General features: G+C 62.4%; 26 protein-coding genes and 1 tRNA gene. 8 read left to right on the top strand and 19 right to left on the bottom strand.

Annotated features, from left to right (window positions below; all coding sequences use genetic code 11):
- Positions 1–20: 20 nt before the first annotated feature.
- Entirely contained in the window at positions 21–908 is an 888-nt protein-coding gene (locus tag FHX11_RS06505) for a LysR family transcriptional regulator (RefSeq protein ID WP_184357501.1), read from the bottom strand.
- Positions 909–1,037: 129 nt separating this feature from the next.
- Between FHX11_RS06505 and FHX11_RS06500 the strand changes: the two genes are divergently transcribed.
- The gene (locus FHX11_RS06500; RefSeq protein WP_184356256.1) at positions 1,038–1,391 is read left to right on the top strand and encodes an antibiotic biosynthesis monooxygenase; all 354 of its coding nucleotides are present in this window, start codon (positions 1,038–1,040) and stop codon (positions 1,389–1,391) included.
- Between the two features lie 139 nt (positions 1,392–1,530).
- Here the strand turns inward: FHX11_RS06500 and FHX11_RS06495 are convergent, their stop codons facing one another.
- From FHX11_RS06495 to FHX11_RS06485, 3 genes are read right to left on the bottom strand one after another with little or no spacing between them, the layout of a single operon-like run.
- Positions 1,531–2,310: an anti-sigma factor gene (locus FHX11_RS06495; RefSeq protein WP_184356254.1), complete on the bottom strand. Its 780-nt coding sequence runs from the start codon at positions 2,308–2,310 to the stop codon at positions 1,531–1,533.
- Positions 2,311–2,326: 16 nt separating this feature from the next.
- Positions 2,327–2,971, bottom strand: coding sequence for an RNA polymerase sigma factor (locus FHX11_RS06490; RefSeq protein ID WP_184356252.1), 645 nt, complete (start codon positions 2,969–2,971; stop codon positions 2,327–2,329).
- A gap of 47 nt (positions 2,972–3,018) precedes the next feature.
- Entirely contained in the window at positions 3,019–3,561 is a 543-nt protein-coding gene (locus tag FHX11_RS06485; protein ID WP_184356250.1) for a hypothetical protein, read from the bottom strand.
- A 199-nt stretch (positions 3,562–3,760) separates the two neighbouring features.
- On the opposite strand from FHX11_RS06485, the gene FHX11_RS06480 reads away from it, so the two are divergent.
- The 3 genes from FHX11_RS06480 (at position 3,761) to FHX11_RS06470 (ending at position 6,683) form a co-directional block, all read left to right on the top strand.
- Positions 3,761–4,813 carry a type III polyketide synthase gene (locus FHX11_RS06480; RefSeq protein WP_184356248.1) on the top strand — a complete coding sequence of 351 codons (1,053 nt, stop codon included), beginning with the start codon at positions 3,761–3,763 and terminating at the stop codon, positions 4,811–4,813.
- The gene (locus tag FHX11_RS06475; RefSeq protein WP_184356246.1) at positions 4,813–5,310 is read left to right on the top strand and encodes an isoprenylcysteine carboxylmethyltransferase family protein; all 498 of its coding nucleotides are present in this window, start codon (positions 4,813–4,815) and stop codon (positions 5,308–5,310) included. The genes FHX11_RS06480 and FHX11_RS06475 overlap by 1 nt, the downstream gene beginning before the upstream one ends.
- A 125-nt stretch (positions 5,311–5,435) precedes the next feature.
- On the top strand, positions 5,436–6,683 hold the full coding sequence (locus tag FHX11_RS06470; protein WP_184356244.1) for an FAD-binding oxidoreductase: 1,248 nt from the start codon (positions 5,436–5,438) through the stop codon (positions 6,681–6,683).
- A gap of 70 nt (positions 6,684–6,753) precedes the next feature.
- Here the strand turns inward: FHX11_RS06470 and FHX11_RS06465 are convergent, their stop codons facing one another.
- From FHX11_RS06465 to FHX11_RS06415, 11 genes are all read right to left on the bottom strand, one after another.
- The gene (locus FHX11_RS06465) at positions 6,754–7,281 is read right to left on the bottom strand and encodes a gluconokinase (protein WP_184356242.1); all 528 of its coding nucleotides are present in this window, start codon (positions 7,279–7,281) and stop codon (positions 6,754–6,756) included.
- 75 nt (positions 7,282–7,356) lie between these two features.
- A complete protein-coding gene (locus FHX11_RS06460) occupies positions 7,357–8,310 on the bottom strand; it encodes a peptide ABC transporter ATP-binding protein (protein WP_184356240.1) in 954 nt (317 codons plus the stop codon).
- Complete coding sequence (locus FHX11_RS06455) at positions 8,307–9,323, bottom strand: ABC transporter ATP-binding protein (RefSeq protein ID WP_184356238.1); 1,017 nt, start codon at positions 9,321–9,323, stop codon at positions 8,307–8,309. The genes FHX11_RS06460 and FHX11_RS06455 overlap by 4 nt, the downstream gene beginning before the upstream one ends.
- Complete coding sequence (locus FHX11_RS06450; protein ID WP_184356236.1) at positions 9,323–10,216, bottom strand: ABC transporter permease subunit; 894 nt, start codon at positions 10,214–10,216, stop codon at positions 9,323–9,325. The genes FHX11_RS06455 and FHX11_RS06450 overlap by 1 nt, the downstream gene beginning before the upstream one ends.
- A 9-nt stretch (positions 10,217–10,225) precedes the next feature.
- A complete protein-coding gene (locus tag FHX11_RS06445) occupies positions 10,226–11,230 on the bottom strand; it encodes an ABC transporter permease subunit (RefSeq protein WP_184356234.1) in 1,005 nt (334 codons plus the stop codon).
- An 88-nt stretch (positions 11,231–11,318) separates the two neighbouring features.
- The gene (locus FHX11_RS06440; RefSeq protein ID WP_184356232.1) at positions 11,319–12,914 is read right to left on the bottom strand and encodes an ABC transporter substrate-binding protein; all 1,596 of its coding nucleotides are present in this window, start codon (positions 12,912–12,914) and stop codon (positions 11,319–11,321) included.
- A gap of 335 nt (positions 12,915–13,249) precedes the next feature.
- Positions 13,250–13,735 (bottom strand): iron-responsive transcriptional regulator RirA, encoded by a 486-nt coding sequence (rirA, locus tag FHX11_RS06435; protein WP_184356230.1) that lies wholly within the window; start codon positions 13,733–13,735, stop codon positions 13,250–13,252.
- A gap of 124 nt (positions 13,736–13,859) precedes the next feature.
- Positions 13,860–14,963, bottom strand: coding sequence for a M48 family metallopeptidase (locus FHX11_RS06430; RefSeq protein WP_184356229.1), 1,104 nt, complete (start codon positions 14,961–14,963; stop codon positions 13,860–13,862).
- The gene (locus FHX11_RS06425) at positions 14,935–16,005 is read right to left on the bottom strand and encodes a YjgN family protein (protein WP_184356227.1); all 1,071 of its coding nucleotides are present in this window, start codon (positions 16,003–16,005) and stop codon (positions 14,935–14,937) included. The genes FHX11_RS06430 and FHX11_RS06425 overlap by 29 nt, the downstream gene beginning before the upstream one ends.
- A gap of 251 nt (positions 16,006–16,256) precedes the next feature.
- The gene (locus FHX11_RS06420) at positions 16,257–16,604 is read right to left on the bottom strand and encodes a VOC family protein (RefSeq protein ID WP_184356225.1); all 348 of its coding nucleotides are present in this window, start codon (positions 16,602–16,604) and stop codon (positions 16,257–16,259) included.
- Between the two features lie 143 nt (positions 16,605–16,747).
- Complete coding sequence (locus FHX11_RS06415; RefSeq protein WP_184356223.1) at positions 16,748–18,244, bottom strand: CoA-acylating methylmalonate-semialdehyde dehydrogenase; 1,497 nt, start codon at positions 18,242–18,244, stop codon at positions 16,748–16,750.
- A gap of 119 nt (positions 18,245–18,363) precedes the next feature.
- Here FHX11_RS06415 and FHX11_RS06410 point away from each other — a divergent pair, with 119 nt between their 5' ends.
- Positions 18,364–18,678 carry a putative quinol monooxygenase gene (locus FHX11_RS06410; RefSeq protein ID WP_184356221.1) on the top strand — a complete coding sequence of 105 codons (315 nt, stop codon included), beginning with the start codon at positions 18,364–18,366 and terminating at the stop codon, positions 18,676–18,678.
- A complete protein-coding gene (locus tag FHX11_RS06405; protein WP_184356219.1) occupies positions 18,675–19,556 on the top strand; it encodes a LysR family transcriptional regulator in 882 nt (293 codons plus the stop codon). The genes FHX11_RS06410 and FHX11_RS06405 overlap by 4 nt, the downstream gene beginning before the upstream one ends.
- Before the next feature lie 49 nt (positions 19,557–19,605).
- Here FHX11_RS06405 and FHX11_RS06400 read toward each other — a convergent pair whose 3' ends face one another.
- Positions 19,606–19,815: a hypothetical protein gene (locus FHX11_RS06400; RefSeq protein ID WP_184356218.1), complete on the bottom strand. Its 210-nt coding sequence runs from the start codon at positions 19,813–19,815 to the stop codon at positions 19,606–19,608.
- A 210-nt stretch (positions 19,816–20,025) separates the two neighbouring features.
- On the opposite strand from FHX11_RS06400, the gene FHX11_RS06395 reads away from it, so the two are divergent.
- Positions 20,026–20,172 carry a hypothetical protein gene (locus FHX11_RS06395; protein ID WP_184356216.1) on the top strand — a complete coding sequence of 49 codons (147 nt, stop codon included), beginning with the start codon at positions 20,026–20,028 and terminating at the stop codon, positions 20,170–20,172.
- 51 nt (positions 20,173–20,223) lie between these two features.
- On the opposite strand, the gene FHX11_RS06390 is transcribed toward FHX11_RS06395, so the two are convergent.
- Together FHX11_RS06390 and FHX11_RS06385 are read right to left on the bottom strand one after the other, a co-directional pair.
- Positions 20,224–20,300: transfer RNA gene (locus tag FHX11_RS06390), tRNA-His, on the bottom strand.
- A gap of 128 nt (positions 20,301–20,428) precedes the next feature.
- Entirely contained in the window at positions 20,429–20,878 is a 450-nt protein-coding gene (locus tag FHX11_RS06385) for a phasin (RefSeq protein ID WP_184356214.1), read from the bottom strand.
- 223 nt (positions 20,879–21,101) lie between these two features.
- On the opposite strand from FHX11_RS06385, the gene FHX11_RS06380 reads away from it, so the two are divergent.
- Entirely contained in the window at positions 21,102–24,743 is a 3,642-nt protein-coding gene (locus tag FHX11_RS06380; protein WP_184356212.1) for an ATP-binding protein, read from the top strand.
- A 20-nt stretch (positions 24,744–24,763) separates the two neighbouring features.
- Here the strand turns inward: FHX11_RS06380 and FHX11_RS06375 are convergent, their stop codons facing one another.
- Positions 24,764–25,165, bottom strand: a complete 402-nt coding sequence (locus tag FHX11_RS06375) for a GFA family protein (RefSeq protein ID WP_184356210.1) — start codon at positions 25,163–25,165, stop codon at positions 24,764–24,766.
- Positions 25,166–25,189: the final 24 nt, after the last annotated feature.

Below are 25,189 nucleotides of genomic sequence, written 5' to 3'. Positions count from 1 at the left end.
TCCGGCTGGAGACGCGCGCTTCAGGGGCGGAAGAGATTCTCCGCCATGAACTGGACAAAGGCCTGTATTTTTGGAGACAATTGCCGGCTCGACGGCCACAGGATGCGAAACTCACCGACATCCTCGACATGATCTGCCAGAACCGAGACGAGCGTGCCATCGGTGATTTGCCTGTCGATGGTGAAGAGCGGCAGGCAAGCCACGCCGAGCCCGGCCTCGGCCATGCCGATCAGCGGTTCGAGCGTGCTTGCCATCGACGATACAGGCAGTTCCAGCTTGCCCGGCCCTGCATCATGCCGCAATGGCCAGCGTTCCAGCTTGCCGGTCGACGGGTATTTGTGGTGAAGACATAGATGTGCCGATAGGTCTCCCGGTTTTCCGGGAATTCCAAAGCGGGCGAAATATTCCTTCGATCCGACAATACGATGGGAAAACTTCCCCAATGTTCTGACCATCAGGCGGCTGTCGGTCATGTCGCCGGTCCGCACCACCGCGTCGAACCCCTCTTCGATCACATCGACCAGCCGGTCGGTAAAATCGAGGTCGATCATCACGTCCGGGAAGGCTCGCATGAATTTGGTGATCGTGGGCATGAACAGCATGCCGGCGAGCGGCAGGCTCACGCGCAGCCAGCCACGCGGCGCGGCGATGGTCTGCGACAATTCCTGTTCCGCCGCTTCGATCTCGGAGAAGATTCGCCTGCAACGCTCCAGGAACATGATGCCTTCGGCCGTAATGGCGATGTTTCGGGTGTTGCGGTGAAACAGGCGCACGCCGAGCCTTTTCTCCAGCCGTGCCATGGTTTTGCCGACAGCCGACGAGGAAACGCCGAGCATCTCGCCTGCGCGGACGAAGCTGCGGGTTTCGGCCGCGATCACGAACACATTCAGCGCGGCGATATTGTCCATATCCGAGACCCCATTGCGGACATCCATGTCCGTTATCTTCGGATCAGTAGCCCATTTTTTCGGCCTCTGTCGCGGCCTAACTCTCACGGCGCCGGCAAATTCCGCCGGATATTTTTGAACGGAGATCGCGTGACCCATTCCCAAAAAGCCGAATTCCAATTCGCGCCCGAACCCACCGTATTCGTCGTGAACGTCATCCATGCCCATGCCGGCAAGCAGGAGGAAGCATTCGAAATCATCCAGGACGTCGTGCACTATGTCGCGGAACGGAAGGAAGGGTTTCTCTGGAGCAACCTGTCGAAAAGCACGGATGGCAAGACCGTCGTGAACATCGAGGCTATCCGCGACGAGAACAACGTCGGTGAATTCTTTTCCGATCCGGCCTTCGTCGAAAAATTCAAAAGGTTGGATGCCGTCTCGCAAAGCGAGTTTCACATCTACAGGGTTTCCGACCTCGTGCTGCCGCGCCAGCGCATGGCATAGGCATCATGATCGTTCCGATCGATGATCGATAGTCAGAAGAAACACCGGGATCAGCGCGTTCATGTTGCGCTGATCCAATCCCGACTGCATGGCGTATTTGAGCCGATAAACAGCTTTCGCCAAAGGGCCGATAGCGATCTCAGGCCGTCAGCCGGCCCCGCACGTCGTCCGCCAGGGCCTTCATCCGGTCGATCGGCAAATGGCCGATCAGCATGAAGGCATGCGTGGCATCCGACCAGTAGACGACATTCATGCCACGGCGGTTTTCCATGCCCGGAGCGGCAGCGCCAGTGTCGGAGGGGGTGATGCAAAGCGCCATCGGCCCGCTCTCGGGATCGAGATAAGCGATCTGCGCCAGGGGCTTGTCGTCATAGGTCAGCAATATGGCGCGCTTGAAATCGATACCGGGGAGCGCAACCGCTTCGGGTGTCAAAGCAAGCCCCACTTTCGCGCCGAGCTCGCTCAATTGTGCGGCCTGCTGCGCGCGGTCACCCGCCGGCCCGCTCAGCGTATCCGGCGTATAGAGCGAAAGATATTGCGCAACCACGGCACGCCATTCGCTCCCCTCGTCCGGTTTGGCGAGGCGATGGCCGATGCCGATCACCGCCCGATCGATGGCAATGCCAGCAACCAGGCAGGCCGCAATCGCACCCAGAAGGCCACGCCGGCCGATGCCGGACGCGGCTTTCTTCGGCGTTTCGGTGGACGGGATGGCGGCCAGCATCGCCTCCAGCTTTGCCGCTGGGGCGGCGGCCAGCAGCGGCTCGAATGCCTCGCGGAAGGGCAGATTGCCGCGCGACAGGCGATCGAAACGCTCCGCCACCCCGGCATCGCTTTCGATCAATCTTTCGATCCTGTCGCGCTCGACCATGTCCAGCTCGCCATCGATGAAGGCAGTGAGCTGTTCGTCCGAGGGCATTGATCCTTTATCCGCTTCACTCATGTCCATTCCCCAGTCGCCCGCCGCCGGAAAGCCCTGCGCCGTCCGTCGGCCCCATGCCATCCGCAAGCTTCGCCCGCGCCGCCGCCAGCCGGCTCATCACCGTGCCGATCGGCACATCCAGAACCTCAGCTACCTCGCGATAGGACAGTCCCTCGACATAGGCGAGGAACACCGCGGTCCGCTGCGCTTCGGGCAGCGCCTGCACCTGTCGCAGCACCTGACCGGCGAGGATATGCGTCTCGGTCTCACGCGCACCATCGAAAACCAACGTCTCGTCGGCATCGACAAAGCCCTGGCCCATGCGCACCCGGCGGGAGCGGATCTCGTTCAGCCAGATCGAATGCAGGATCGAAAACAGCCAGCGATCCAGCCGCGTGCCGGCCGCGAATTGATGCGCACGCTCCAGCGCCCGGACGCAGGTCGCCTGCACCAGATCGTCCGCCACGTCGCGCTGATGCGACAGCACCACGGCATAGCGCCACAGCCGCGTCAGGTGCTGCGACAGGCCGGCCCTTATGTCCTCTTCACTCGCTATGGCACCCTCCGCGAGATTTCCGTCCCTCAGAACCGCCGGCCCCGCCGGCGGTTCCGATACTGTCCGACTATAGGCGGAATTTGCAGAGCGGGCGACCGGCATGCGGATCTCCTTCCCATGCTCGTCGGCTCATGCCGGCCACCCCGAGATCAGAGGCTCGACGGGTTCTGGATCGCTTCGTTCAGGTCCTGGTATTCCTCGCAGCTCGTATTGCCGCAGAGCGTCTTGATCGTGGCGAGCTGATCCCTGGCGAGGTCGAGACGGCCCTTGATGACATAGGCTTCGCCGAGATATTCGCGCACCAGCGAGTATTTCGGGTCCATGGAGACGGACCTCAGATAATAGGAAATGCCCTCGTCGGTGCGGCCGAGCTTGCGGGTGACATAGCCGCGATAGTTCAGCGCTTCGGCGGTGTTCGGGTTCTGCATGGTGTCGAGAACGGCCAGCGCCTCTTCATAGCGGTGATCCTTCTTGGCCAGCGAATAGGCATAGTCGGCGCGGTTTTCGTCGGTGATGTTGGCGCCCTGCTGCTTCACGCATTTCTTCGTCTTCTGGTCATAGATCTCGCCCTTCTTGCAGGTCGGCGTCGTGCTGGAATCGTCGCCGGCCGAAAAGGCGGGAACGGCGAAAGCGCCGAGGGTGAGGCCGGCGCTGAGCGCGACGGAAGCCAGGCGGAAAGCGGTGGTCGTCATGGGATGTCTCCTTGGCAAGATGATCGTTGCGAGGGGAAGAACACGCCATCCGTTCAATTTATTCGGCGCCTCCAGATATTTTTCTTGGGGCCCGAACCTGCGCCATCGTCACTCTTTCGTGACCGCTGACGTCCGAATAAGGGCCGGTGGTGGCGTGTTTCCTCCTGCGTGCCCGCCGAGGGTCGCCAAGGAGAAACGAGTGACCGATACTGTCAAGCTTGTCAGCCTGGCCGTTGCCACGCCCGACACCATCATCCATCAAGCGGAAGCCGCCGAAACCGCAGCTCGCCTGTTTTCCGACCGCTTCCGCGATTTCAGCCATCTTGCCCGCGTCTTCGAAAGCGCCGGCATCCGCAAGCGCCATGTCGCCCGTCCGCTGTCCTGGTTCGAGGAGCCGCATGGCTGGCAGGATCGCATGGAGGCCTATGCCGAGGTTGCAAGCCGCCTCTTCACGACGACCGCAAGCAACGCCTTGCAACGCGCCGGCCTCACGGCGGCGGATGTGGACTGCATCGTCACCGCGTCGTCGACAGGCATGACGACGCCGAGCCTCGAGGCGCGGCTGGCGGGCGAGATGGGCTTTCGCGCGGATATCGAGCGCGTGCCGCTGTTCGGGCTGGGCTGTGCGGCTGGCGTCTCCGGTCTCGCCATCGCCGCGCGCATGGCCAAGAGCCGTCCCGGCGCCGTCATCCTTTTCATCGCCATCGAACTCTGCTCGCTGGCCTTCCGGCTGGACGAGCTGACGCGGCCGAACATCATCGCCACCGCCCTGTTCGGCGACGGCGCGGCCGCCTGCGTCCTGCGGGCAGGCCAAGCTGGAGTGGCCGAGATCGAGTCGACGGGCGAACATCTCTTTCCCGAGAGCCTCGGCATCATGGGCTGGAAGATCGACGACACCGGTTTCGGCATCATCCTGGAACAATCGCTGCCGCCCTTCGCCGAAGCCAATATCAGGCCTGCTGTCGCCGGCATTCTTGAGCGTGCGGGACTGAGCGTATCGGATATCGACCGCTTCATCTGCCATCCCGGCGGCGCCAAGGTGCTGCAAGCACTGGAGACCGCCTTCGGCCTCGATCCGGGCTCGCTCGATATCGAGCGCGGGGTGATCGCCGACTACGGCAACATGTCGTCGCCGACGGTGCTTTTCGTGCTGGAACGCGCCATCGCTCGCGGCCTGCCGGACCGCTCGGCGCTGATCGCCATGGGTCCGGGCTTTTCGGCAAGCTGCGTCACGCTGAGGAGGGCCGCCTGATGCTTTGGCCGTCGATCGCGCTTCTCGCCTTCGTCACCCTGCAGCGGCTCGCCGAACTTGCCCATGCCAGGCGCAATACCGCTGCCCTGCTGGCGCGCGGCGGCCGGGAGATTTCGCCGAGGCATTATCCCTATATGGTGGCGATGCACGCCGCGTGGCTTATCGGCCTCTGGCTTCTGGCGGCCGGCCGATCAATCAATCCTTTCTGGCTCATCGTCTTCATGCTGCTGCAGGGCCTGCGTGTCTGGGTGCTCGTGACGCTGAAAGAACGCTGGACGACGCGCATCCTCGTACTGCCGGGAGCGCCGCTGGTGACGAAAGGGCCATACCGTTTCCTCAACCATCCGAACTATGCGGTGGTGGCCGGCGAGATCGCCGCGCTGCCGCTCGCCTTCGGCCTGCCGCTTTATGCCGTGGTCTTCTCTCTCCTCAACGGCGCCATCCTCGCGGTGCGCATCCACGCCGAAAATGCGGCCCTGAATCGAGCCCCGACCTGACTGCATTTTTCATTTGCGCTGCAACATTTTGGCAGGCATCCTCGAAGCTTGAAGCATGATCCCGAAGGGGTTTGGCCCCTTTCGGGTTCGCGCACAGAAAACAAGCATGCGGATAGCAGGGGATCATGACAAAAGACGCAATCGTGCTCGGCGCGGGCATTGTCGGCGTATCGACGGCCATACACCTCCAGCGGCGCGGGCGTCAGGTCACCCTCGTCGACCGCAAACCTCCCGGTCAGGGAACCTCTTTCGGCAATGCCGGCCTGATCCAGCGCGAAGGCGTCGTGCCCTACGGCTTTCCGCAGCAATTCGGCCTGCTGCTGCGTTATGCCTTCAACAACCGCATCGACGCGCATTATCATCTGAAGGCGCTGCCGGCGCAGATCGCCTTCCTCGCGCGCTACTGGTGGAACTCCAACACCAAGCGTCATGAGATGATCTCGCGCGCCTATGCGCCGCTGATCGCGCATTCGGTCAGCGAGCATAACGACCTCATCGAGGCGTCCCATGCCGAGGAGCTGATCCGCAAAGACGGCTGGGTGGAGCTTTATCGCTCCAACGAGAAACGCGATGCCGAATTCGCCGAGGCCGAGCGTCTCGGCCGCGAGTTCGGCATTGCCTATGATGCCTTGAGCAGCGCGGACGTGACGGCGGCGGAGCCGCATCTCAAGGGTCATTTCGCCGGCGCCCTGCGCTGGCGCGATCCATGGTCCGTGCTCGATCCGCACGGACTGACGGCGGCCTATCGCCGCTATTTCGAAAGCATCGGCGGCCGCGTGACGACCGGTGATGCCGTCTCGCTCGGTCTGTCCGGCTCAAGCTGGAAGATGGTGACGGCGGAGGGGTCGATCGAGGCCGAGGATGTCGTCGTGGCGCTCGGCCCGTGGGCGGACCTGGTGACGAAACGCTTCGGATATGCCTTCCCGCTCGGCGTCAAGCGCGGCTATCACATGCACTACTCCACCGAAGGCAACGCCGTCCTCAACAACTGGATGCTGGATGCCGAGCGCGGCTATCTGCTGGCGCCGATGAGCCGCGGTATCCGGCTGACGACGGGGGCGGAATTCGCGCTGCGCGACGCGCCGAAGACGCCGGTGCAGCTCGACCGCGCCGAGGCCGTCGCCCGCACGACCTTCCCGCTCGGCGAGCGGCTCGATCCGGAACCCTGGATGGGCGCGCGCCCCTGCACCCCCGACATGATGCCGATCATCGGCAAGGCGCCGCGCCACAACGGCCTGTGGTTCGCCTTCGGCCATGCCCATCACGGCCTGACGCTCGGGCCTGTGACCGGCCGTGTGCTCGCCGAGCTGATCACCGGCGAAAAGCCGCTGATCGACATCTCGGCCTATGCGCCGGATCGGTTCGCGCCGTGATACGGAGCACTTCCAGGAAAGCTGCGCAGCGGTTTTCCGTCCGGAATGCGGAAAGGCTATCGAGGGGAATTCAGCGGATCGCGGCAAGGCCCTTGAGCGCGGCCTCGACGATGCCATCGATGGTATCGTCTATGCCGACGGTCACGACGCCGGGCTCGCCGGTTGGCACTTCCAGCGTCCGCAGCTGGCTTTCCAGCAGCGAGGCCGGCATGAAATGGCCTTTGCGTTCGCCCATGCGCTTGGTCAGCAGCTCCTTCGATCCGTCGAGATAGACGAAATAGAGATGCCCGCCGGCGGCGGCGCGCAGGCGTTCGCGATAGACGCGCTTCAACGCCGAGCACGTAACGACAATGCCCGCGTCCGCTGCCAGGCTGGCGGCGATCTGCTGACCGATCAGGTCGAGCCAGGGCCAGCGATCCTCGTCGGTCAGCGGGATACCCTTGCTCATCTTCTCGACATTGGCGGCGGGATGCAGCGCATCGCCCTCGACGTAGCGAATATGCAAGCGGGACGCCATCCTCTCGCCGATCGAGGATTTACCACTGCCGCTCACGCCCATGACGATGATCGCGAGGGAGATGCTTGCTGTATCGCTCATTGAATTCGCCCTGAATGAATAGTCCGGAATCAGGCATGGCCGGAAAGGCCCGCCACGCCTGATTCGCAACTTGGATCAATCCAGCGGGAAGAAGCAAGAAAACTTGTGCGTCCCCTCGCCCGCCAGTTCCGGTGCGATCTGGCGGCAGCGATCCTGCGCGCGCCAGCAGCGCGGATTGAAATGACAGCCGGTCGGCGGATTGAGCGGCGACGGCAGCTCGCCCTGCAGGCGGATGCGGTTCTTCTCGCGTTCCGGATCGGCGATCGGCGTCGCCGACAGGAGGGCTGCCGTATAGGGGTGGCGCGGCCGGGAGAAGACCTCCTCCGCCGTGCCGGTTTCCACCGGGCGGCCGAGATACATCACCATCACGTCGTCGGCGATGTGACGAACCACCGAAAGGCCGTGCGAGATGAAGAGATAGGCAAGCCCCATCTCCTTCTGCAGGTCCATCAGCAGGTTCAGCACCTGCGCCTGGATCGACAGATCGAGCGCCGAGACCGGCTCGTCGAGCACCAGCACCTTCGGCCGCAGCATCAGCGCGCGGGCAATGGCGATGCGTTGGCGCTGACCGCCGGAGAACATGTGCGGATAGCGGTCGTAATGCTCCGGGCGCAGGCCGACGCGCGCCATCATCTCCTCGGCCTTGCGGCGGCGGGTCGCAGCATCGTCGTCCGTATTGATCTTCAGCGGCTCCTCGAGAATGGAGCCGACCTTCTGGCGCGGATTGAGCGAGCCATAGGGGTTCTGGAAGACGATCTGCACGGCGCTGCGCAGGCTGCGGTCGCCGAGCTTTGCCGGCTTGCCGTCGATCAGCAACTCGCCGGCGCTCGGATCTTCGATCATCGTCACCAGGCGGGCGAGCGTCGACTTGCCGCAGCCGCTCTCGCCGACGACGGCGAGCGTGCGGCCCGAATGCAGGCTGAAGCTGACGCCGTTCAACGCCTTGACGGTCGCCTCCGGTTTGAAGGTGCCGCGCTTGACGGTGTAGAAACGGGCGAGATCGCGCCCTTCGAGAACAGCGCCGGTCATGCGGCACCTCCTGCTGCTTGCGTGGCGACAATGCCGGGATGGCCGAGCGGCTTGCCGTGTTCCAGCGGATAGTTGCAGAGCGTCACGCCGAGCTCGGGACCCTGGCGCTTGACGCCGCGATCACAATCGGGCGTCGCGAAGGAACAGCGCGGGGCGAAGAGACAGCCTGTCGGACGGTCATGCTGGCCGGGGACGACACCGGCGATCGACGGCAGGCGCTCGCCGACCACGGCACGTTCCGGCAGCGCCGAGAGAAGCGCCGCCGTATAGGGATGATGCGGATCGCGGAACAGCGCCTTGACCGGCTGCTCCTCGACCTTCTGGCCGGCATATTGCACCTGCACGCGCTCGGCGGTTTCGGCCACCACGCCCATGTCGTGGGTGATCAGCACCAGTGCCATGCCCTGCTCCTTCTGCAGGCGCACCAGCAGATCGAGGATCTGCGCCTGGATGGTCACGTCGAGGGCGGTGGTCGGCTCGTCGGCGATCAGAAGCTTCGGATTGCAGGCGAGCGCCATGGCGATCATGACGCGCTGGCTCATGCCGCCGGACATCTGGTGCGGGAAGTTCGACAGGCGATCTTCCGGCGCCGGGATGCCGACAAGATTCAAGAGCTCGATCGAACGCTCGCGGCGCGCCTTGCGGTCGAGCCCCATGTGGATGCGCAGGGTCTCGCCGAGCTGGAAGCCGACCGTGAAGCACGGATTGAGACTCGACATCGGCTCCTGGAAGATCATCGCCATGTCCTTGCCGATGATCTTGCGGCGCTGGCGGGCGGAGAGGCCGCGCAGATCCTTGCCGTCGAAGCTCATGCGGTCGGCCGATATCCGCGCCGTCCAAGGCAGAAGCCCCATCATGGCAAGCATGGAAACCGACTTGCCGGAACCGGACTCGCCGACGATCGAGAGGATTTCACCCTTGTCGCAGGTGAGCGACACGCCGTCCACCGCCCGGAACAGGCCGGAGGCGGTCTGGAATTCGACGGTGAGATTTTCAATATCGAGAAGCGCCATTACGACCTCTTCAGCTTCGGGTCGAAGGCATCGCGCAGTCCGTCGCCCATCAGATTGATGGCGAGAACGGTGATCAGGATGCACAGACCGGGGAAAGTGACCAGCCAGGGGTTGCTCTGGAAGAATTCGCGCGAATCCGCCAGCATCGTGCCCCATTCGGGCGTCGGCGGCTGCGCGCCCTGCCCGAGGAAGCCGAGCGCGGCGGCATCGAGGATCGCGGCCGAGAAGGCGAGCGTCGCCTGCACGATCAGCGGCCCCAGACAGTTCGGCAGGATGGTCTTGAACATCAGCCGCAGCGGGCCGGCGCCGGCAACGCGCGAGGCGATGACATATTCCTTGTCGCGCTCGGCCATGACCGAGGCGCGCGTCAGACGGACGAAATGCGGCTGGTTGACGATGGAGATGGCAATCATGGCGTTGGTCAGGCCGGGTCCGAGGATCGCCACCAGCACGAGGGCGAGCAGCAATGACGGAATGGCGAGGATGATATCCATGACACGCATGATGATCGTGTCGACGCGACCGCGAACGTAGCCGGCGACGAGGCCGATCAGGATGCCGGCGAGCGCGGAAAGCGCTGCGACCACAAGGCCGATGAACAGCGAGAAGCGCGTGCCGTAGATCAGGCGCGAGAGAAGGTCGCGGCCATTGGCGTCGGTGCCGAGGAGGAAGTCCGTATTGCCGCCAGCCGCCCAGGCCGGTGGCAGGCGCTGCATGGCGCTGCCATAGGCGGTGTCGGGATCATGCGGGGCGACGATGCCGGCGAAGATCGCCAGGAACAGGACGAAGAGGAAGATCGCCAGTCCGATGACGGCGCCCTTGTTGCGGGAGAAATAATACCAGAACTCCGCGAGAGCGGAGGGGCGGTCGGATTTGACACTGACCGTGCTCATGGGCCGCTCCTAGTGACGAATACGGGGATTGATGAAGCCGTAGAGCAGGTCGACGGCGAGATTGACGAGCATGACGATGCCGGCGATCAGCAGCAGGCCGCCCTGGACGACCGGATAGTCGCGCTTGAACACCGCGTCGATCATCCACTTGCCGATGCCCGGCCAGGAAAAGATGCTCTCGGTCAGGATCGCGCCGCCGAGCAGCACGCCGACCTGCAGGCCGATGGTGGTGACGACGGGGATCATGGCATTGCGCAGCGCATGCACGGAGACGACGCGCAGCGGCGACATGCCCTTGGAGCGGGCGGTGCGGACATAATCCTCGCCGAGTACTTCGAGCATGGCCGAGCGCGTCTGGCGGGCGATGACGGCCAGCGGAATGGTGCCGAGCACGACGGTCGGCAGGATCAGCGAATTGAACGCCGACCAGAAAGCGCCCTTCTGACCCGACAGCAGGCTGTCGATCAACATGAAGCCGGTGATCGGCTTGAAGAAATAGATGAGGCCGATGCGGCCGGACACCGGCGTCCAGTGCAGATAGCCGTTGAAGACGATGATCAGCAGCAGGCCCCACCAGAAGATCGGCATGGAATAGCCGACGAGGGCGACACCCATGACACTCTGATCGAACCATGTGCCGCGCTTGACGGCGGCGAAAACGCCGGCCGGGATGCCAAGACAGATCGCCAGGATCATGGCGCAGATCGACAGTTCCAGCGTTGCCGGGAAAAAGGTGAAGAAGTCGGTCAGCACGTCGCGCTTGGTGGTGATCGAGGTGCCGAGATCGCCGTGCAGAGCTTTCCAGACGTAATCGCCGTATTGGACGACCATCGGCTGGTCGTAGCCGAGATCGTGGGAAATCTGGGCGTGGCGTTCCGGCGACATGACGCGTTCGCCCGACAGCAGCATGACGGGATCGCCGGGAAGCAGGCGGATGAAGGAGAAGGCGACGATCGATACGCCGAGGAATGTCGGGATCAGCACAGCAAGGCGGCTGAAAAGAAATCGCAACATGGCAGGTGTCCAAATTTTTCCGGCGGTCAGACAGAAGCCTGACCGCCGGATCGCCCGATACTAGCCGGGCATTCTCACAGATTTTTCGTTATTCGGCGATATCGACGCCGTCGAAGCGGTGAACGCCGACCGGATCCTGGAAGTAGCCGGTGACATTCTTGGTCATCGGGATGAACTCTTCCGAATGGTCGATGGTCATCCAGGGAGCTTCGCGCTTGAAGACGACCTGGGCCTGTTCGTAGAGCTTCGTACGCTCCTTGATGTCGGCCGTCTGCTTGGCCTTCTTCACCAGATCGTCGAATTCCTTGTTGCACCACTGGGCGCGGTTGTTGCCGCCGACGGCATCGCAGCCGAGCAGCGTGTCAAGGAAGTTGTCCGGATCGCCGTTGTCGCCGGTCCAGCCGAGGATGGCCGCGCCGTCGCGGTCCTTGGCGGAGGAGAGCTTCAGGTACTGAGCCCAGTCATAGGTGACGATCTCGACCTTGACGCCGATCTTGGCGAGGTCGGCCTGCATCAGTTCGGCGGCGCGGCGCGCGTTCAGCATATAGGGACGCGACACCGGCATCGCCCAGATCTTCATGCTGAGATCCTTGACGCCTGCCTTTTCAAGCAGCTTCTTGGCTTCGTCCGGGCTGTAGGCGTCGTCCTTGACGTCCTTGTTGTAGGACCACATGGTCGGCGGGATCGGGTTGGTGGCAACCGTGCCGGAGCCCTGGAAGACGGCATCGACGATGGCCTGCTTGTTGACGGCCATGTTGATCGCCTTGCGCACTTCGACCTTGTCGAAGGGAGCAACCAGCGTGTTGTAGGCGAGATAGGAAACGTTCAGGCCGGCCTGTTCCAGAACCTTGAGGTTCGGATCGGCCTTCAGGTCCTTGATGTCGGCTGCGTTCGGGTAAGGCATGATGTTGCATTCGCCGGACTTCAGCTTCTGCGCGCGCACGGATGCGTCCGGCGTGATCGCGAAGACGAGATCGTCGATCTTTTCCTTGCCCTTGAAATAGGTTTCGTTCGCCTTGTAGCGGATGACGGCATCCGGCTGGTAGGCGACGAAGGTGAACGGACCCGTGCCCAGCGGCTGCTGGTTCATCTGTTCCTTCTTGCCGTCGGCGGCCAGCTTGTCGGCATATTCCTTCGACAGGATCGAACCGAAGTCCATGGCGAGGTCGGCGAGGAACGGCGCTTCCGGATGGTTCAACACGAACTTGACGGTGAGATCGTCAACCTTCTCGATCGACTTGATGAGCTTGGGGAAGCCCATGCCCTCGGCATATTCATAGGAACCGCCGGCGACATACTTGGCCCAGGGGCTGTCTTCCTTCAGCTGACGCTCGAAGGAAAAGATGACGTCGTCGGCCGTCAGTTCGCGCGTCGGGGTGAAGAAATCGGTGGTCTGGAACTTCACACCCTTGCGGAGCTTGAAGGTATATTCCTTGCCGTCGGGGGAAACGGTCCAGCTTTCGGCAAGGCCAGGCTCAATTTCGGTGCTGCCATGCTTGAATTCGACGAGGCGGCTATAGACCGTACGCGAAGAGGCATCGAAGGTATTGCCGCCGGTGTAAATCCCCGGATCGAAACCTTCCGGCGAGCTTTCCGAGCAATAGACAAGCGTTTTCGACCAGGCGGACGTTGCCATGACCGAAGCCAAGGCCGTCACTGCCAGCAGGACAGAGATCTTTTTCATGATATTGTTTCCCAGGTTTGTTCTTCTTTTGACGCCGTGGTTCCCAGCGGGTTTCCTTCCGGATCGCGCCGATGGAACTTTATTTTAAGTTTGAAAGCAACAGAGGCTGTCTGAAATTTTTGCAAATTATGGAGTTTGGAAATTTTTCGACAAAAATCATCTTGGATTAGCAACAATCTGGCTTTTTAGCGACGATTTTCGACGTTTTCCGAACAATTTCGCGCCGTTTCTTCTTCGAAACTACTCGTCTCGCCAGCGGTATTATCCGACTATACAAACGAAAATCCGCGGGCGCCCAAGGCGACCGCGGATCGTAAGAATGAAGGGATTGGAGCTCAGGCGGCCGGTGCGACCGCCGGCTTCTTGGCGATCGCCTGGTGATCGTGCTGGGTCAGGCCCAGCAGGAAGTTGATCTGCGGGCGGGCCTTGACGAGGTCATCGATCGAATATTCCGTCAGCACGTCGAAGAAGGCGTTCAGCGCCTTGCGCAGCGCCGAATTCAGGCCGCAGCTGTCGACCAGCGGGCACTCGACGACACCGTCCTCGAAGCATTCCGCCATGGCGAAGCTGTCCTCGGTCACCCGAACGACGTCGAACAGGCTGATGTCGGCGGCCGGCTTGGCAAGGCGCACACCGCCGTTGCGGCCACGCACGGTTTCCACCAGGCCCGCCTTGGTCAGCGGCTGCAGGATCTTGAAGAGAAACAGTTCGGAAACGCTATACGCCCTAGCGATTTCCGGGATGCGGCTCAGATGGCCGTCATTGGCGGCGCAATACATCAGCATGCGTACTGCGTAGTTGGTCTGCTTGGTCAAACGCATGCCGATCTCCTGGAATCAAGGCTGCAACGCACTGGGGTCGAGAGCTATATAGTGCGTTTCTTAGTTTGGAACAATTCCAAAATATGAAATTCACATTCACGTTATTCCAACGCCCGCACAACCCTCATCCGCCGGACGCGGGCCGCCTGCCCCTGAGCTCGTCGGCATAATCGAGGATTGCCTGCTTGCGCTCCGGCGTACCCGGATGGGTCGACAGCATGCTGGTATCGGAATGATCGTCAAGTTTTGTTTCGAGGAGATCGAAGAAACGCGACAATGCCGCCGGGTCCTTGCCGGCCGCCTGCATCAGCTCGACCGAGCGGCGGTCGGCCTGGGATTCGGCCGAGCGGGAATAGGACAGCGCCAGCAGGCCACCGCCCTGGGTCAGCACGTCCTGCACGCCGGAGCCGACATCGCCGGCGATCAGCATGACCAGGCCGGCCACCCCGGCGGCGCGATAGAGCTGGCGCAGGCTGTGCTTGTATTCGACATGGCCGATCTCATGGCCGAGAACGCCGATGATCATTTCCGTGTCGCCGCCGGCGAGATCGACCAGCTGATCGGTCAGAATGAGATTACCATCCGGCAGCGCGAAGGCATTCGGGCCGATCAGGCCGCCGTCGCGAAAATTGAGCCTGTAGCGGCCGGCGCCGCCTTCGGCATGGGCGGCAATCGCTTCGAACTGCTCGGCGATCTCCTTGCGCCGGTCGTCGGAAAGCTTGCTCGGCCCGAGCGTCGTCTGATCCAGCGTCTTCAGCGTGCCCGCCGACATGATCTCCGGCACCACCGGCGGCGTCACCAGCACCGCGACCTCCACCAGCGCCGGCAGGGCATAATGATAGATCGCCGATGCGAGCAGGATCGTCGCGACGGCGAAGGCGATCATGCGCGGGCGGACGATTTCCAGCCGGTGCACGAAACCGCTGCGCCCCTCGCCACGGCTTTCGAGATAGGCATCGACCGCATCATTATCGGATGTTTCGAAAACAGATTCGTTTCCGAACACGATGCGTCGCGGGATGGAGCCGACACGGGAGCTGATCTCGATATCCGAACGGATGCCCCAGGCGAGGCGTTTATCCTTCTCGCCGTCTTCGTCCGACAGCACAGTCAGCGAGCCGCCGATATCGACCAGCCGCGCCGGAATTGCGCGGCTGGAATGCGGCGGATGCCAGAGGCCCGCCGCGATTGCTGCCGGATCAGAAGCCAAAGTCGAAACCGTCGACATCGAGATACTCCGCGCTGATGGCGCTGCCGGTCGAGCGGATCTGGTCAAAGACCACGCCGATCTCGCCGTCGACATGAATGGCGGTATGCTCCGTCAGATATCGCTGCAGGCGCACGGCCGCCCAGGGACGCATCAGACCGAGAGTCGCAAACGTGACGATCACGTTGGAGATCGCAATCCACGCATAGCGCCGGCGACCGACATCGCTGAGGAGGCTATGGCGCCGGTCGATCATGGTCGCCGACCAGACGATGTTGCGCACCATGGCCCGATAGAACAGCCCGGCAATGGCATAGATGATCACAAATCCAACAATCGTCCAATGCCAGACGCTCACCGCGCCCATCGATCCGGACATCGCGGCGTCGGGCGATGCCCCCGAGATCGCGACAGCCAGGCCGCCAAGAACGATGACGCCAAGCAGAGCGACCGCAATGGCGACGCCGAGCGCCTTGTAGAAAGCGCCCAAGGTCGGGTCGGTCGAAAACGGCCGGTCACCGTAACGCAAATTGTCGAAAACGTACTTATAGAACCAACGAGCCGCGATGGGCGTCAGGATACCGACTGAGATGATCGTGACCAGGCCGCCCAGAAAGATGGCCTTGAAAGCGCCGCCATAGGTGCCGACGAAATCGAACCGAACATTGCGGTAGCTCGTCACGCGGGCGTTAAAACGCAGGCCGCGCATGAGAAACCATGGAAAAGCCAGAATCAGCAGCGGTGTTACGATCAGCGCCGCCAGCGGCGCGGCGGTCGTGACGATCTGCGAGACGATCAGGAATCCGAAGACGATCAGGCGGCCGATGAAGATCTGCTTGCCCTTGGCGTGATATTCGAATGTGTGTCCGAGCAGCGCGGTATTGCCATAGAAATAGCGGTTGCGCCGCACCTTCGCCCAGGCAGAATAGATGCCGAAGGTGATGATCGTCAGCAGGACGTTGACGATCCAGATACCGAAATACTCCTTGGCGCTGCCCGTAAAGGAAGCTCGCTGGAAAAAGCGCTTCTCACCAATTGGATAAGTTTGTTCGACGACTGCCATGTTGAACCTCTCCTGCCTCCACCATTGCCGGATCGCTCGCATGAGATATCCGGACAGGATTGCGCCATGACGACACATCCGGCCCTCGCGCCGCCAGGTGTGCCGCAACACATAAATTCACCTTATCGTTGCATGAGAGAGCAGGAAATTTAGCGGCAGGCAATGAAAAAATGGAGGCTGGGAATCAACAATCCCCGCTTATCGTGACTGGTGCCGAGACTGCGGCGACAATGCCACACACCGGTCCCGCCTCACGGTACCGAAATCCAGACCGCCATTTCGCAGCCGCCCGGCTCGCGGAAGTGAAAACGCCGGCCACCGGGAAAATCGAAGGCGGGACGGGTAATGACGCCGCCGGCGAATTCGACGGCACGCTGGGCGGCCTCCAGATCCGTGGTGCGCACGACAGGCAGCGGCGCGCCGGTCGCTTCGGCGGCATCGCCCTGAATGCCGGCATCGATCCCAGCGGCCTCGATGGCATGATAGGTCGGCCCGTAACTGACGAAGCTCCACTCGAAAGCTTCCTCGAAAAAGCGTCGCGTTTTCAGGCCGTCGGTCGATGGAAATTCCAGATAGTCGATCTGATAGGTCGCGGACATCACGCCACCCTCCAATTGTTCTTGTTTTGTTCTAACAAAAAACACCAATGACGGCAAGACAAACGCGAGGAAAATAACCACAACGAAAAACCGCCGCCCAAACATGTTGGACGGCGGTGGAGATAGGCCAAATCTGGCAAGGCTTACTTCATCGTCGGCATGACGAATTCGGCACCATCCTTGATGCCGGACGGCCAGCGGGCGGTGATCGTCTTGGTGCGGGTCCAGAACTTGATCGAATCCGTACCGTGCTGGTTGAGGTCGCCGAAGCTCGATGCCTTCCAGCCGCCGAAGGAGTGGTAGGCGAGCGGAACCGGGATCGGAACGTTGACGCCGATCATGCCGATATTGATGCGCGAGGCGAAATCGCGGGCCGCATCGCCGTCACGGGTGTAGATGGCGACGCCGTTGCCGTATTCGTGCTTCATCGGCAGGTCGAGCGCTTCCTCGTAGTTCTTGGCGCGAACGACGGAGAGAACCGGCCCGAAGATCTCGGTCTTGTAGATGTCCATGTCCGGCGTGACGTTGTCGAACAGCGTGCCGCCGACGAAATAGCCGTCCTCATAGCCCTGCAGCTTGAAGCCGCGGCCGTCGACGACGAGCTTGGCGCCTTCCTCGACGCCGCGGTCGATCAGGCCGTTGACGCGATTATAGGCGTCCTTGGTGATGAGCGGGCCCATGTCGGCCTTCTCGTCGGTATAGGGACCGATGCGCAGGGATTCGATCTTCGGCACCAGCTTCTCGACCAGACGGTTGGCGGTGTCTTCGCCGACCGGAACGGCGACGGAGATCGCCATGCAGCGCTCGCCGGCCGAGCCGTAGCCCGCGCCCATCAGCGCGTTGACGGCCTGATCGAGATCGGCGTCCGGCATGATGATCATGTGGTTCTTGGCGCCGCCGAAGCACTGGGCGCGCTTGCCGTTCGCAGCCGCCGTGCCGTAGACGTAGCGGGCGATCGGCGTCGAGCCGACGAAGGAGACGGCCGCGATATCCGGATCGGCCAGGATGGCATCGACTGCGCCCTTGTCGCCATTGACCACATTGAGGATGCCTGCCGGCAGACCGGCTTCGATCATCAGTTCGGCGAGACGGATCGGCACGGACGGATCACGCTCGGACGGCTTCAGGATGAAGGCGTTGCCGCAGGCGATCGCCGGCGCGAACATCCACATCGGGATCATGGCCGGGAAATTGAACGGCGTGATGCCGGCACCGACGCCAACGGGCTGGCGGATGGAATACATGTCGATTGCCGGGCCGGCGCCTTCGGTGAACTCACTCTTCTGCAGGTGCGGGATGCCGCAGACGAATTCGCAGACTTCCAGGCCGCGGACGATGTCGCCCTTGGAGTCTTCCACGGTCTTGCCATGCTCCTGGGAGAGCAAGACGGCAAGCTCATCCATGTTCTGGTTCAGCAGCTCGACGAACTTGAAGAAGACGCGGGCGCGGCGCTGCGGATTGGTGGCAGCCCATTTCGGCTGCGCGGCCTTGGCATTTTCGACGGCGGCGCGAAGTTCCTCGACGCTGGCGAGCGCGACGGTCGCCTGCACTTCGCCGGTTGCCGGATTGTAGACGTTGCTCGTGCGTCCGCTCGTGCCGGCGACGCGCTTGCCGCCGATGAAATGACCGATTTCACGCATGGGTGTTCCTCCTGTTTTTGGGATGCCCCACAATCGCACTTCAATTTGCACAAATCAATGCGCTGATATAAGCAACGATTGTGCAAGAATTAAAGTCAGCCGGTAGAGGACAATAATCGATGAGCACGAAACTTGTCGTCAGAATGGCGGAGCTAGAGATCGATCCAAGCCAGCTCGAAACCTACCGGGCCCTTCTCAGCGAAGAGATCGAAGCATCCGTGGCGCGGGAAGAAGGTGTCCTCTCCCTGAGCGCGGTGTCGCTCAAGGACAAGCCCAATAGCATTCGTATCCTCGAAGTTTATGCAAACAGCCAGGCTTACGACACCCATCTCAAAGCGCCGCATTTCCTCAAATACAAGAATGAGACGGCGGGCATGGTGACGTCGCTGATGCTGATCGAGGTCGATCCCGTCATGATGTGCGCCAAATCATGAACTGGGATGATGTCCGTATCTTTCTGGCCGTTGCCCGTACGGGGCAGATCCTTGCCGCGTCCAAGAGGCTGGGGCTCAACCACGCAACGCTCTCGCGACGGCTCACCTCACTCGAAGAGGCATTGAAGACCCGCCTTCTCATCCGCCGGCCAACTGGCTGCGAGCTAACGGCGGAAGGCGAGGTGTTTCTTGCTTCGGCCGAACGGATGGAAACCGAAATGCTGGCTGTGCAGGCCAATCTCGGCCACACCGATGCGGCAATCGCCGGAACGGTGCGCGTCGGCGCGCCCGACGGTTTTGGCGTTTCCTTTCTTGCGCCGCGCATAGGCAGATTGATCGAGCGCCATCCGGAGCTGAAGATCCAGCTCGTTCCCGTCCCACGCTCCTTTTCGCTGTCGCAGCGCGAGGCCGATATCGCCATCACGCTCGAACGGCCGGAACAGGGCCGGCTCGTCTCGTCGAAGCTGACGGACTACACGCTCGGGCTCTACGCCTCGAAGACCTATCTGGAGCAGGCCGGCCGGCCCGACAGCGTCGAGGCGCTGAAGCTGCATCCGCGCATCGGCTATGTCGAAGACCTGATCTTCACCGCTTCGCTGAATTTCTCCGGCGAAATCATGCGCAGCTGGGACGCCTCCTTCGAGATATCCACCTCCATCGGCCAGACGGAAGCGGTACGCTCCGGCGCCGGCATCGGCATCCTGCACGACTATATCGCCCGGCAATATCCGGAGCTGATCCGCATCCTGCCCGATGTCTCGATCAAGCGCGCCTACTGGACCATCTATCACGAAAGCGCCCGCGATCTCGTGCGGGTACGCACCGTCGCGGACTTCCTGCAGGAGCTGGTGAGCGAGGAGCGGCGGATATTTTTGTGATGCCCTCGCAGCCGGCCATTATCGCAGCGTGAGCTTCCCTTACCGATCGCTACGGCATCAATGTGCTCCACCATGACGGCGGCTGCGGGAACGGCGAAGCGGCTGCATGCTTCGGCGGCTCCTCGTTCTCGTCGGGATTGGGAACGGGGATTTCATCCGGCAGTCTGTCCGGCTGCGGCTCCTCGATCGGCGGCTCCGGCGTCCAGCCGGGACCGGGCATCGGCGGTTTCTCGGGGATCGGCTCGTTCGGCAGGGACATCGGCCAGTCCTTCCGTCTCGTTGCTGATAATGGACAAACGGACGGCGGCAGGCAGGGTTCCGAGAAAATTGCCGTTCCCCAGGAAATGGCGCGCACGCGCCCATAAAACCGGACACGCGCCGGACATGCGCAAACATTGCAGGCTGCTAGATGCTGGACAAGGGCCGGCCATGGCCTACTATCTTAGAAAGATCTCAGGGAGCGAGGACAATGAGCGAGAAAAAGACGCCGAAGCAGGCCGAGAAAGAGCACAAGGAGCAGGACGACTATCTTGAGGAAGCGCTGGAGGAAACTTTCCCCGCCAGCGATCCGATCTCACCGGGACATGTCGTCAAGAAGCCCGAGGATAAGAAGTAGCGCTCAGCTTGGGCCGGGAAAGCTGTGATCGCTGATCTATCAAGGGAGAAATGGTACGGTTGGGGGGTCTCGAACCTCCGACCTCAGGTGCCACAAACCTGCGCTCTAACCAACTGAGCTACAACCGCACATGCTCGCGTCGCCGCGAACGGGGGTGACATACGAGGACTTTGAAATTATTTCAAGTCCTATCTCCCCGCAATATGAAAAAGGCTGGGCATAATGCCCAGCCTTTTGCCTTGGGAGGCTTTGAGGATCAGACCTTCTTGAAGGAAGAGAAGGCCTTTTCGGCGGCTTCCTTGGTCGGCTGCGCCAGCTTTTCGGCAACCTTCTTAGTGGTTTCCTGAATGGCCTTAGCCTGCTCGACGGTCACTTCAGCCTGCTTGCGAATGAAGGCGCTCTGCAGTTCGAAGAGTTCGGCGACCGACTTGACGCGAAGCAGGGCTTCCATGTGCGCCAGCGAGCTTTCGGCATTGGTGCGCAGCACGTCGATGGCCTTGAGGCCGATTTCGACGGAACCGGCCTGTGCGGTCTGGACGGTGGCTTCCACGGTCTTGCCGGCATCTTCAGCAGCCGTCTTCAACTTTGCGAAGGCTTCCTTCGACTGTGCCGCGCCCTTTTCCGCGAAGTCGCGGAAGGATTCGGAGAACTTGGACGGATCGAATGCAGCCGTTGAAAAAACGTCGTCTTTCTTTACAGTAGCCATGATTACGCTCCTATGCGGGCTCTCCTCGGAGGCGCCCTTCGTGAAACTGATTGAGGTTCATATAATATAAGTTATTGTGCATTGCAACATAATTGTGCGACGCACAACGCATTAACCCTGCCGAGTGAAAACCTGGCCATTCACTGGACCTGAAACCGGGCTGCCCTTATTAATAAAGCGTTAAAGTAAGAGAGGCGGTCACGCCCGCAAAGCAGGTTGGAACATGCCCGCAATCCAGTATCCATTCATCGACATCGCCGTGCATCCGCGCGTCCGGGAACGGTTTGCGCGCGGCGAAGCGATGGTGATGTTTTCGACCGGCATGGATCGCGTTCTCTGGGCCAACGGCGCCGGCGCCAATCTCTTCGGCTATGACAGCATTTACGATTTCATCGACCAGGGGCCAAAAGGCGGCGATGTCTCCTTCCGGCAGATCGAGGCGACGGCGCGCGCGCTCGGCGCCATTGGCGACCAGCGTACCTTCCTGATCCGCATGGCCTCGGGCTTCCAGCGCGCGGTCGTCAACGCCGCCGTCGAGATCATCCGCGTCCACGCCGGCGAAGAGGCGATCCTGTTTTCCTCGCCGGTCTCGACCAAGCCGCTGGCCGCCGTCGACAGCGCCAGACGGATGATCGACGGTTTCGACGATCCCGATACGCATATGGCGGTGATCGGTCGCGACGGCGACGTCATCGCCGCCTCTCCCGGCTTTGCCGCGCTCGGCGTCACGCCGCAGACCGCGCGGATGTTGACGACCATGGCCGGCGCGCAGCCGGAACGGATGATCAAGCGGCCCATTCCGACCGGCCGGGGCTACCTGCCCGCCGCCGTCGGCAAGCTGTCGGAAATCCCCGCTTTGCACCTGCTTTTCGTCGTTGAAACCGTGCTCGGTCATCTCGACCCGACCGAAGCTCCCGACGCATCCGCTGCTCCGGCAGCCGGTGATGTCGAGCCGGACGCGGAAGAGATCCACGGGCAGATCGAGGCTGTGGCGGCCGAACCGCCCGCCGCTGTCGTCACGCAAGCCGCCTCCCCTTCCCCCGATATCATCGAGGCCGTCGCGGATATAGAAGAGGTCGAGGAGGAGGTGCCGGAAAGCGCCGTCGCCTCCCACGAAACCATCCCCGCCGAAGCTGCCGGCGATATCACCACCCTGACGGAGACGGACGGCGCCGCGCCGGAACGGATCGAAGCGGCGGCCCATGCCGACGAGCTGACGGTCGACGACGTGGTTGCACCATCGCTTGCCGAGACGCCGGCGACGCCGGAAGCGACAGCCCCCGAACCGGCCACCTCCGAAGAGGCGGCCAGCATCGACGATGAGCCCGAAGCATTTGCCTTCAGGCGCAATGGCCGCGCCACCCGTTTCGTCTGGAAAATCGACGCCGAGGGGCGCTTCAGCGAGATTTCCCGCGAGTTCGCCGACGCGGTCGGCCCACACGCCACCGATGTGATCGGCCAGGCCTTCAACGATGTCGCCACGCGCTTCAATCTCGATCCGGACGGCAAGATCGCCGAACTCCTGGCGCGGCGCGACACATGGTCGGGCCGGACGATCTACTGGCCGGTGGAAAGAACCAGCCTCAAGGTGCCTGTCGATCTCGCCGCCCTGCCCACCTATACGCGCAGCCGCGACTTCGACGGCTTCCGCGGCTTCGGCGTCGTCCGCCTCTCCGATGCCATCGACGATCCGCTCCGGCTTGGCCTGATGGTCGGAGCCGACGAGGCGGAGGCCGGCCCGGTGTCGGACACGCCCGAGGAGACTGTCGAGACAGAAACGGCCCCTGCGACGACGGTCGCGGAAGAGCCGCAAGCCGTCACGCAGGATCACGCCGCCGAAACCGAGGAACCAGCCGGCAGCGATACCCCGGAGATCCGCCCTTCCGGCGATGAGGAGCCGCCGGCGCTGACGATCACGGAAACCCCGAACCGCCGCGAGTCCGACAAGGTCATCCAGCTTCACGAACGCCGCTTCGTGACGCAGAACGGCCTGACCGCGAGCGAGCAGGCGGCCTTCCACGAGATCGCACGGCAGCTGGAACCCTTCGGCAAGCGCGACGAGCCGCTGGAAGGAAACGAGCAACAAGAAAACATCGCCGATGCGCAGCCGCATGCGGCGAATGACATCGTATCCGACGCTGCCGAGAGCAACGCCACCGAAGAACCGTCGCGTCTGGAAACCGAACCGGAGATCGCGGCCATCGCCCAACCCGAGCCGGACACGCGGGAGCCGGCGGCCGAAGAGCCAGCGACGGAAGCCGCTGCCTATGCGCAGGCGGAGAAAGCAGCCGGCGAGCCGGAAGAGGATTTCGATCCCATCGATATCCTCGGCACCGCCATTCCGCCGCGCGTGAAGATGCGCACCGGCCTCTCGGCCGAAATCGTCGACCAATTACCGCTTGCCGTTCTCATCCATGCCGGCGACCGGCTGATCCACGGCAATCCGGAATTCCTGCGGCTGACCGGCTATGAAAGCCTTGCCGATCTCGATCATGTCGGCGGCCTCGATGCGCTGCTGCAGCGTCATGATCTGGAAGCCAAGAGCGAACAGCCGGGCACGATGATGGTGGTGCGCGCCGACGACGCGCTGGTGCCCGTCACCGCGCGGCTGCAATCGGTCCGCTGGGAGGACGGTACCGCTCTGATGCTGGCGCTGATGCCGCTCGACAAGAGCGAGGTTCCCGCGCCTGCCGAACCCGTGCCGGAAGAGGCGCGCCCCGAGCGCATGCTGGAAAAGGTCGCCAAGCTGCAGGTGGAGATCGAGGAGTTGCGCTCGACGCTGGAAACGGCGACGGACGGCGTCGTCATCATCGGCCAGGAGGGTGACATCCGCTCGATGAATCGCTCGGCCAGCGCTCTCTTCAACTATGACGACCAGGAAACCCGCGGCAAACCCTTCGTCATGCTGTTCGCGCATGAAAGCCAGAAGGCCGTGCTCGATTATCTCGCCGGGCTGTCCGGCCATGGCGTTGCAAGCGTGCTGAACGACGGCCGCGAGGTCATCGGCCAGGAGGCCTCGGGCGGCTTCGTGCCGCTGTTCATGACCATGGGCCGGCTGAACTCCTCCAACGGCTATTGCGCCGTCATCCGCGATATCACGCAATGGAAGCGCACCGAGGAAGAGCTGCGCAATGCCAAGCGCGCCGCCGAGACCGCCAATGCCCACAAGACGGATTTCCTCGCCCGCGTCAGCCATGAGATCCGCACGCCGCTCAACGCCATCATCGGCTTTTCCGACATGATGGCCGGCGAGCGCTTCGGGCCGATCGGCCATTCGCGTTATGTCGAATATGCGACCGATATCGGTCGCTCCGGCCGGCACGTGCTCGACATCGTCAACGATCTACTCGACATCTCCAAGATCGAAGCCGGCGAGATGGATCTGGAATTTGCCTCGGTCGGCCTCAATGAGGCCATTGCCGAAGCCGTGTCGCTGGTGCAGCCGCAGGCCAACAGCCAGCGCGTCATCATCCGCACCGCGCTGTCGCAAGCCGTGCCGAATGTCGTCGCCGACCTGCGCTCGATCAAGCAAATCGCGCTCAACATCCTGTCGAACGCCATCCGCTTCACGCCATCAGGCGGTCAGATCGTCGTGTCGACCTCCTACGAGGCGAACGGCAGCGTCGTCATGCGCATCCGCGACACCGGCGTCGGCATGACCCGCTCCGAGCTGGAACAGGCGATGAAGCCGTTCCGCCAGGTTTCGACCAATTCCCGCCAGCGCGGCGACGGTACCGGCCTCGGCCTGCCGCTGACCAAGGCCATGGTCGATGCCAACCGCGCGACCTTCTCGATCAACTCGGCACCGAACGAGGGCACGCTGGTCGAGATCACCTTCCCCTCGCCGCGTGTGCTGGCGAACTGAGCGAGATCACCAGCCCGCTATCAAAACCAGAGATCGCGCACGCACTGTCCTTTTGAAGGAAGGTCTTCAAAGGTGTCGAGCCCATCGAAGTGATCGATCGGCAGGTCTGAGACGAGATCCGGTGGCGCAAGCCGCAGGTTCACGGCCATGCGCCGGCGGCCGTCCTTTTGCAGCCTCAGGCCGCGCCAGCTCAATATGCAGGCGCAGGCCGGGCAGAACAATATTTCGAGGGAAGACTTGTCCCTGCCGGCGCGCGTATAGGAAGCGGTCGGCCCGGTGATCGCGATCCGCTCCCCTTCATAGTCATAGGCCCACAGCGCACCATAGCGCCGGCAGAGCGTGCAATTGCAGGCCGTGATCGAGCCCGGATCGCCCTCCAGCGTCCAGCCCGCCTTGCCGCAGTGACATGAACCGATCAGCATGAGGATACCGCTCCATTCCGGTGT

The organism is Rhizobium sp. BK602 (assembly GCF_014195095.1).
Lineage (GTDB): Bacteria > Pseudomonadota > Alphaproteobacteria > Rhizobiales > Rhizobiaceae > Rhizobium.
This window is presented reverse-complemented; position numbering and strand designations above follow the sequence as displayed.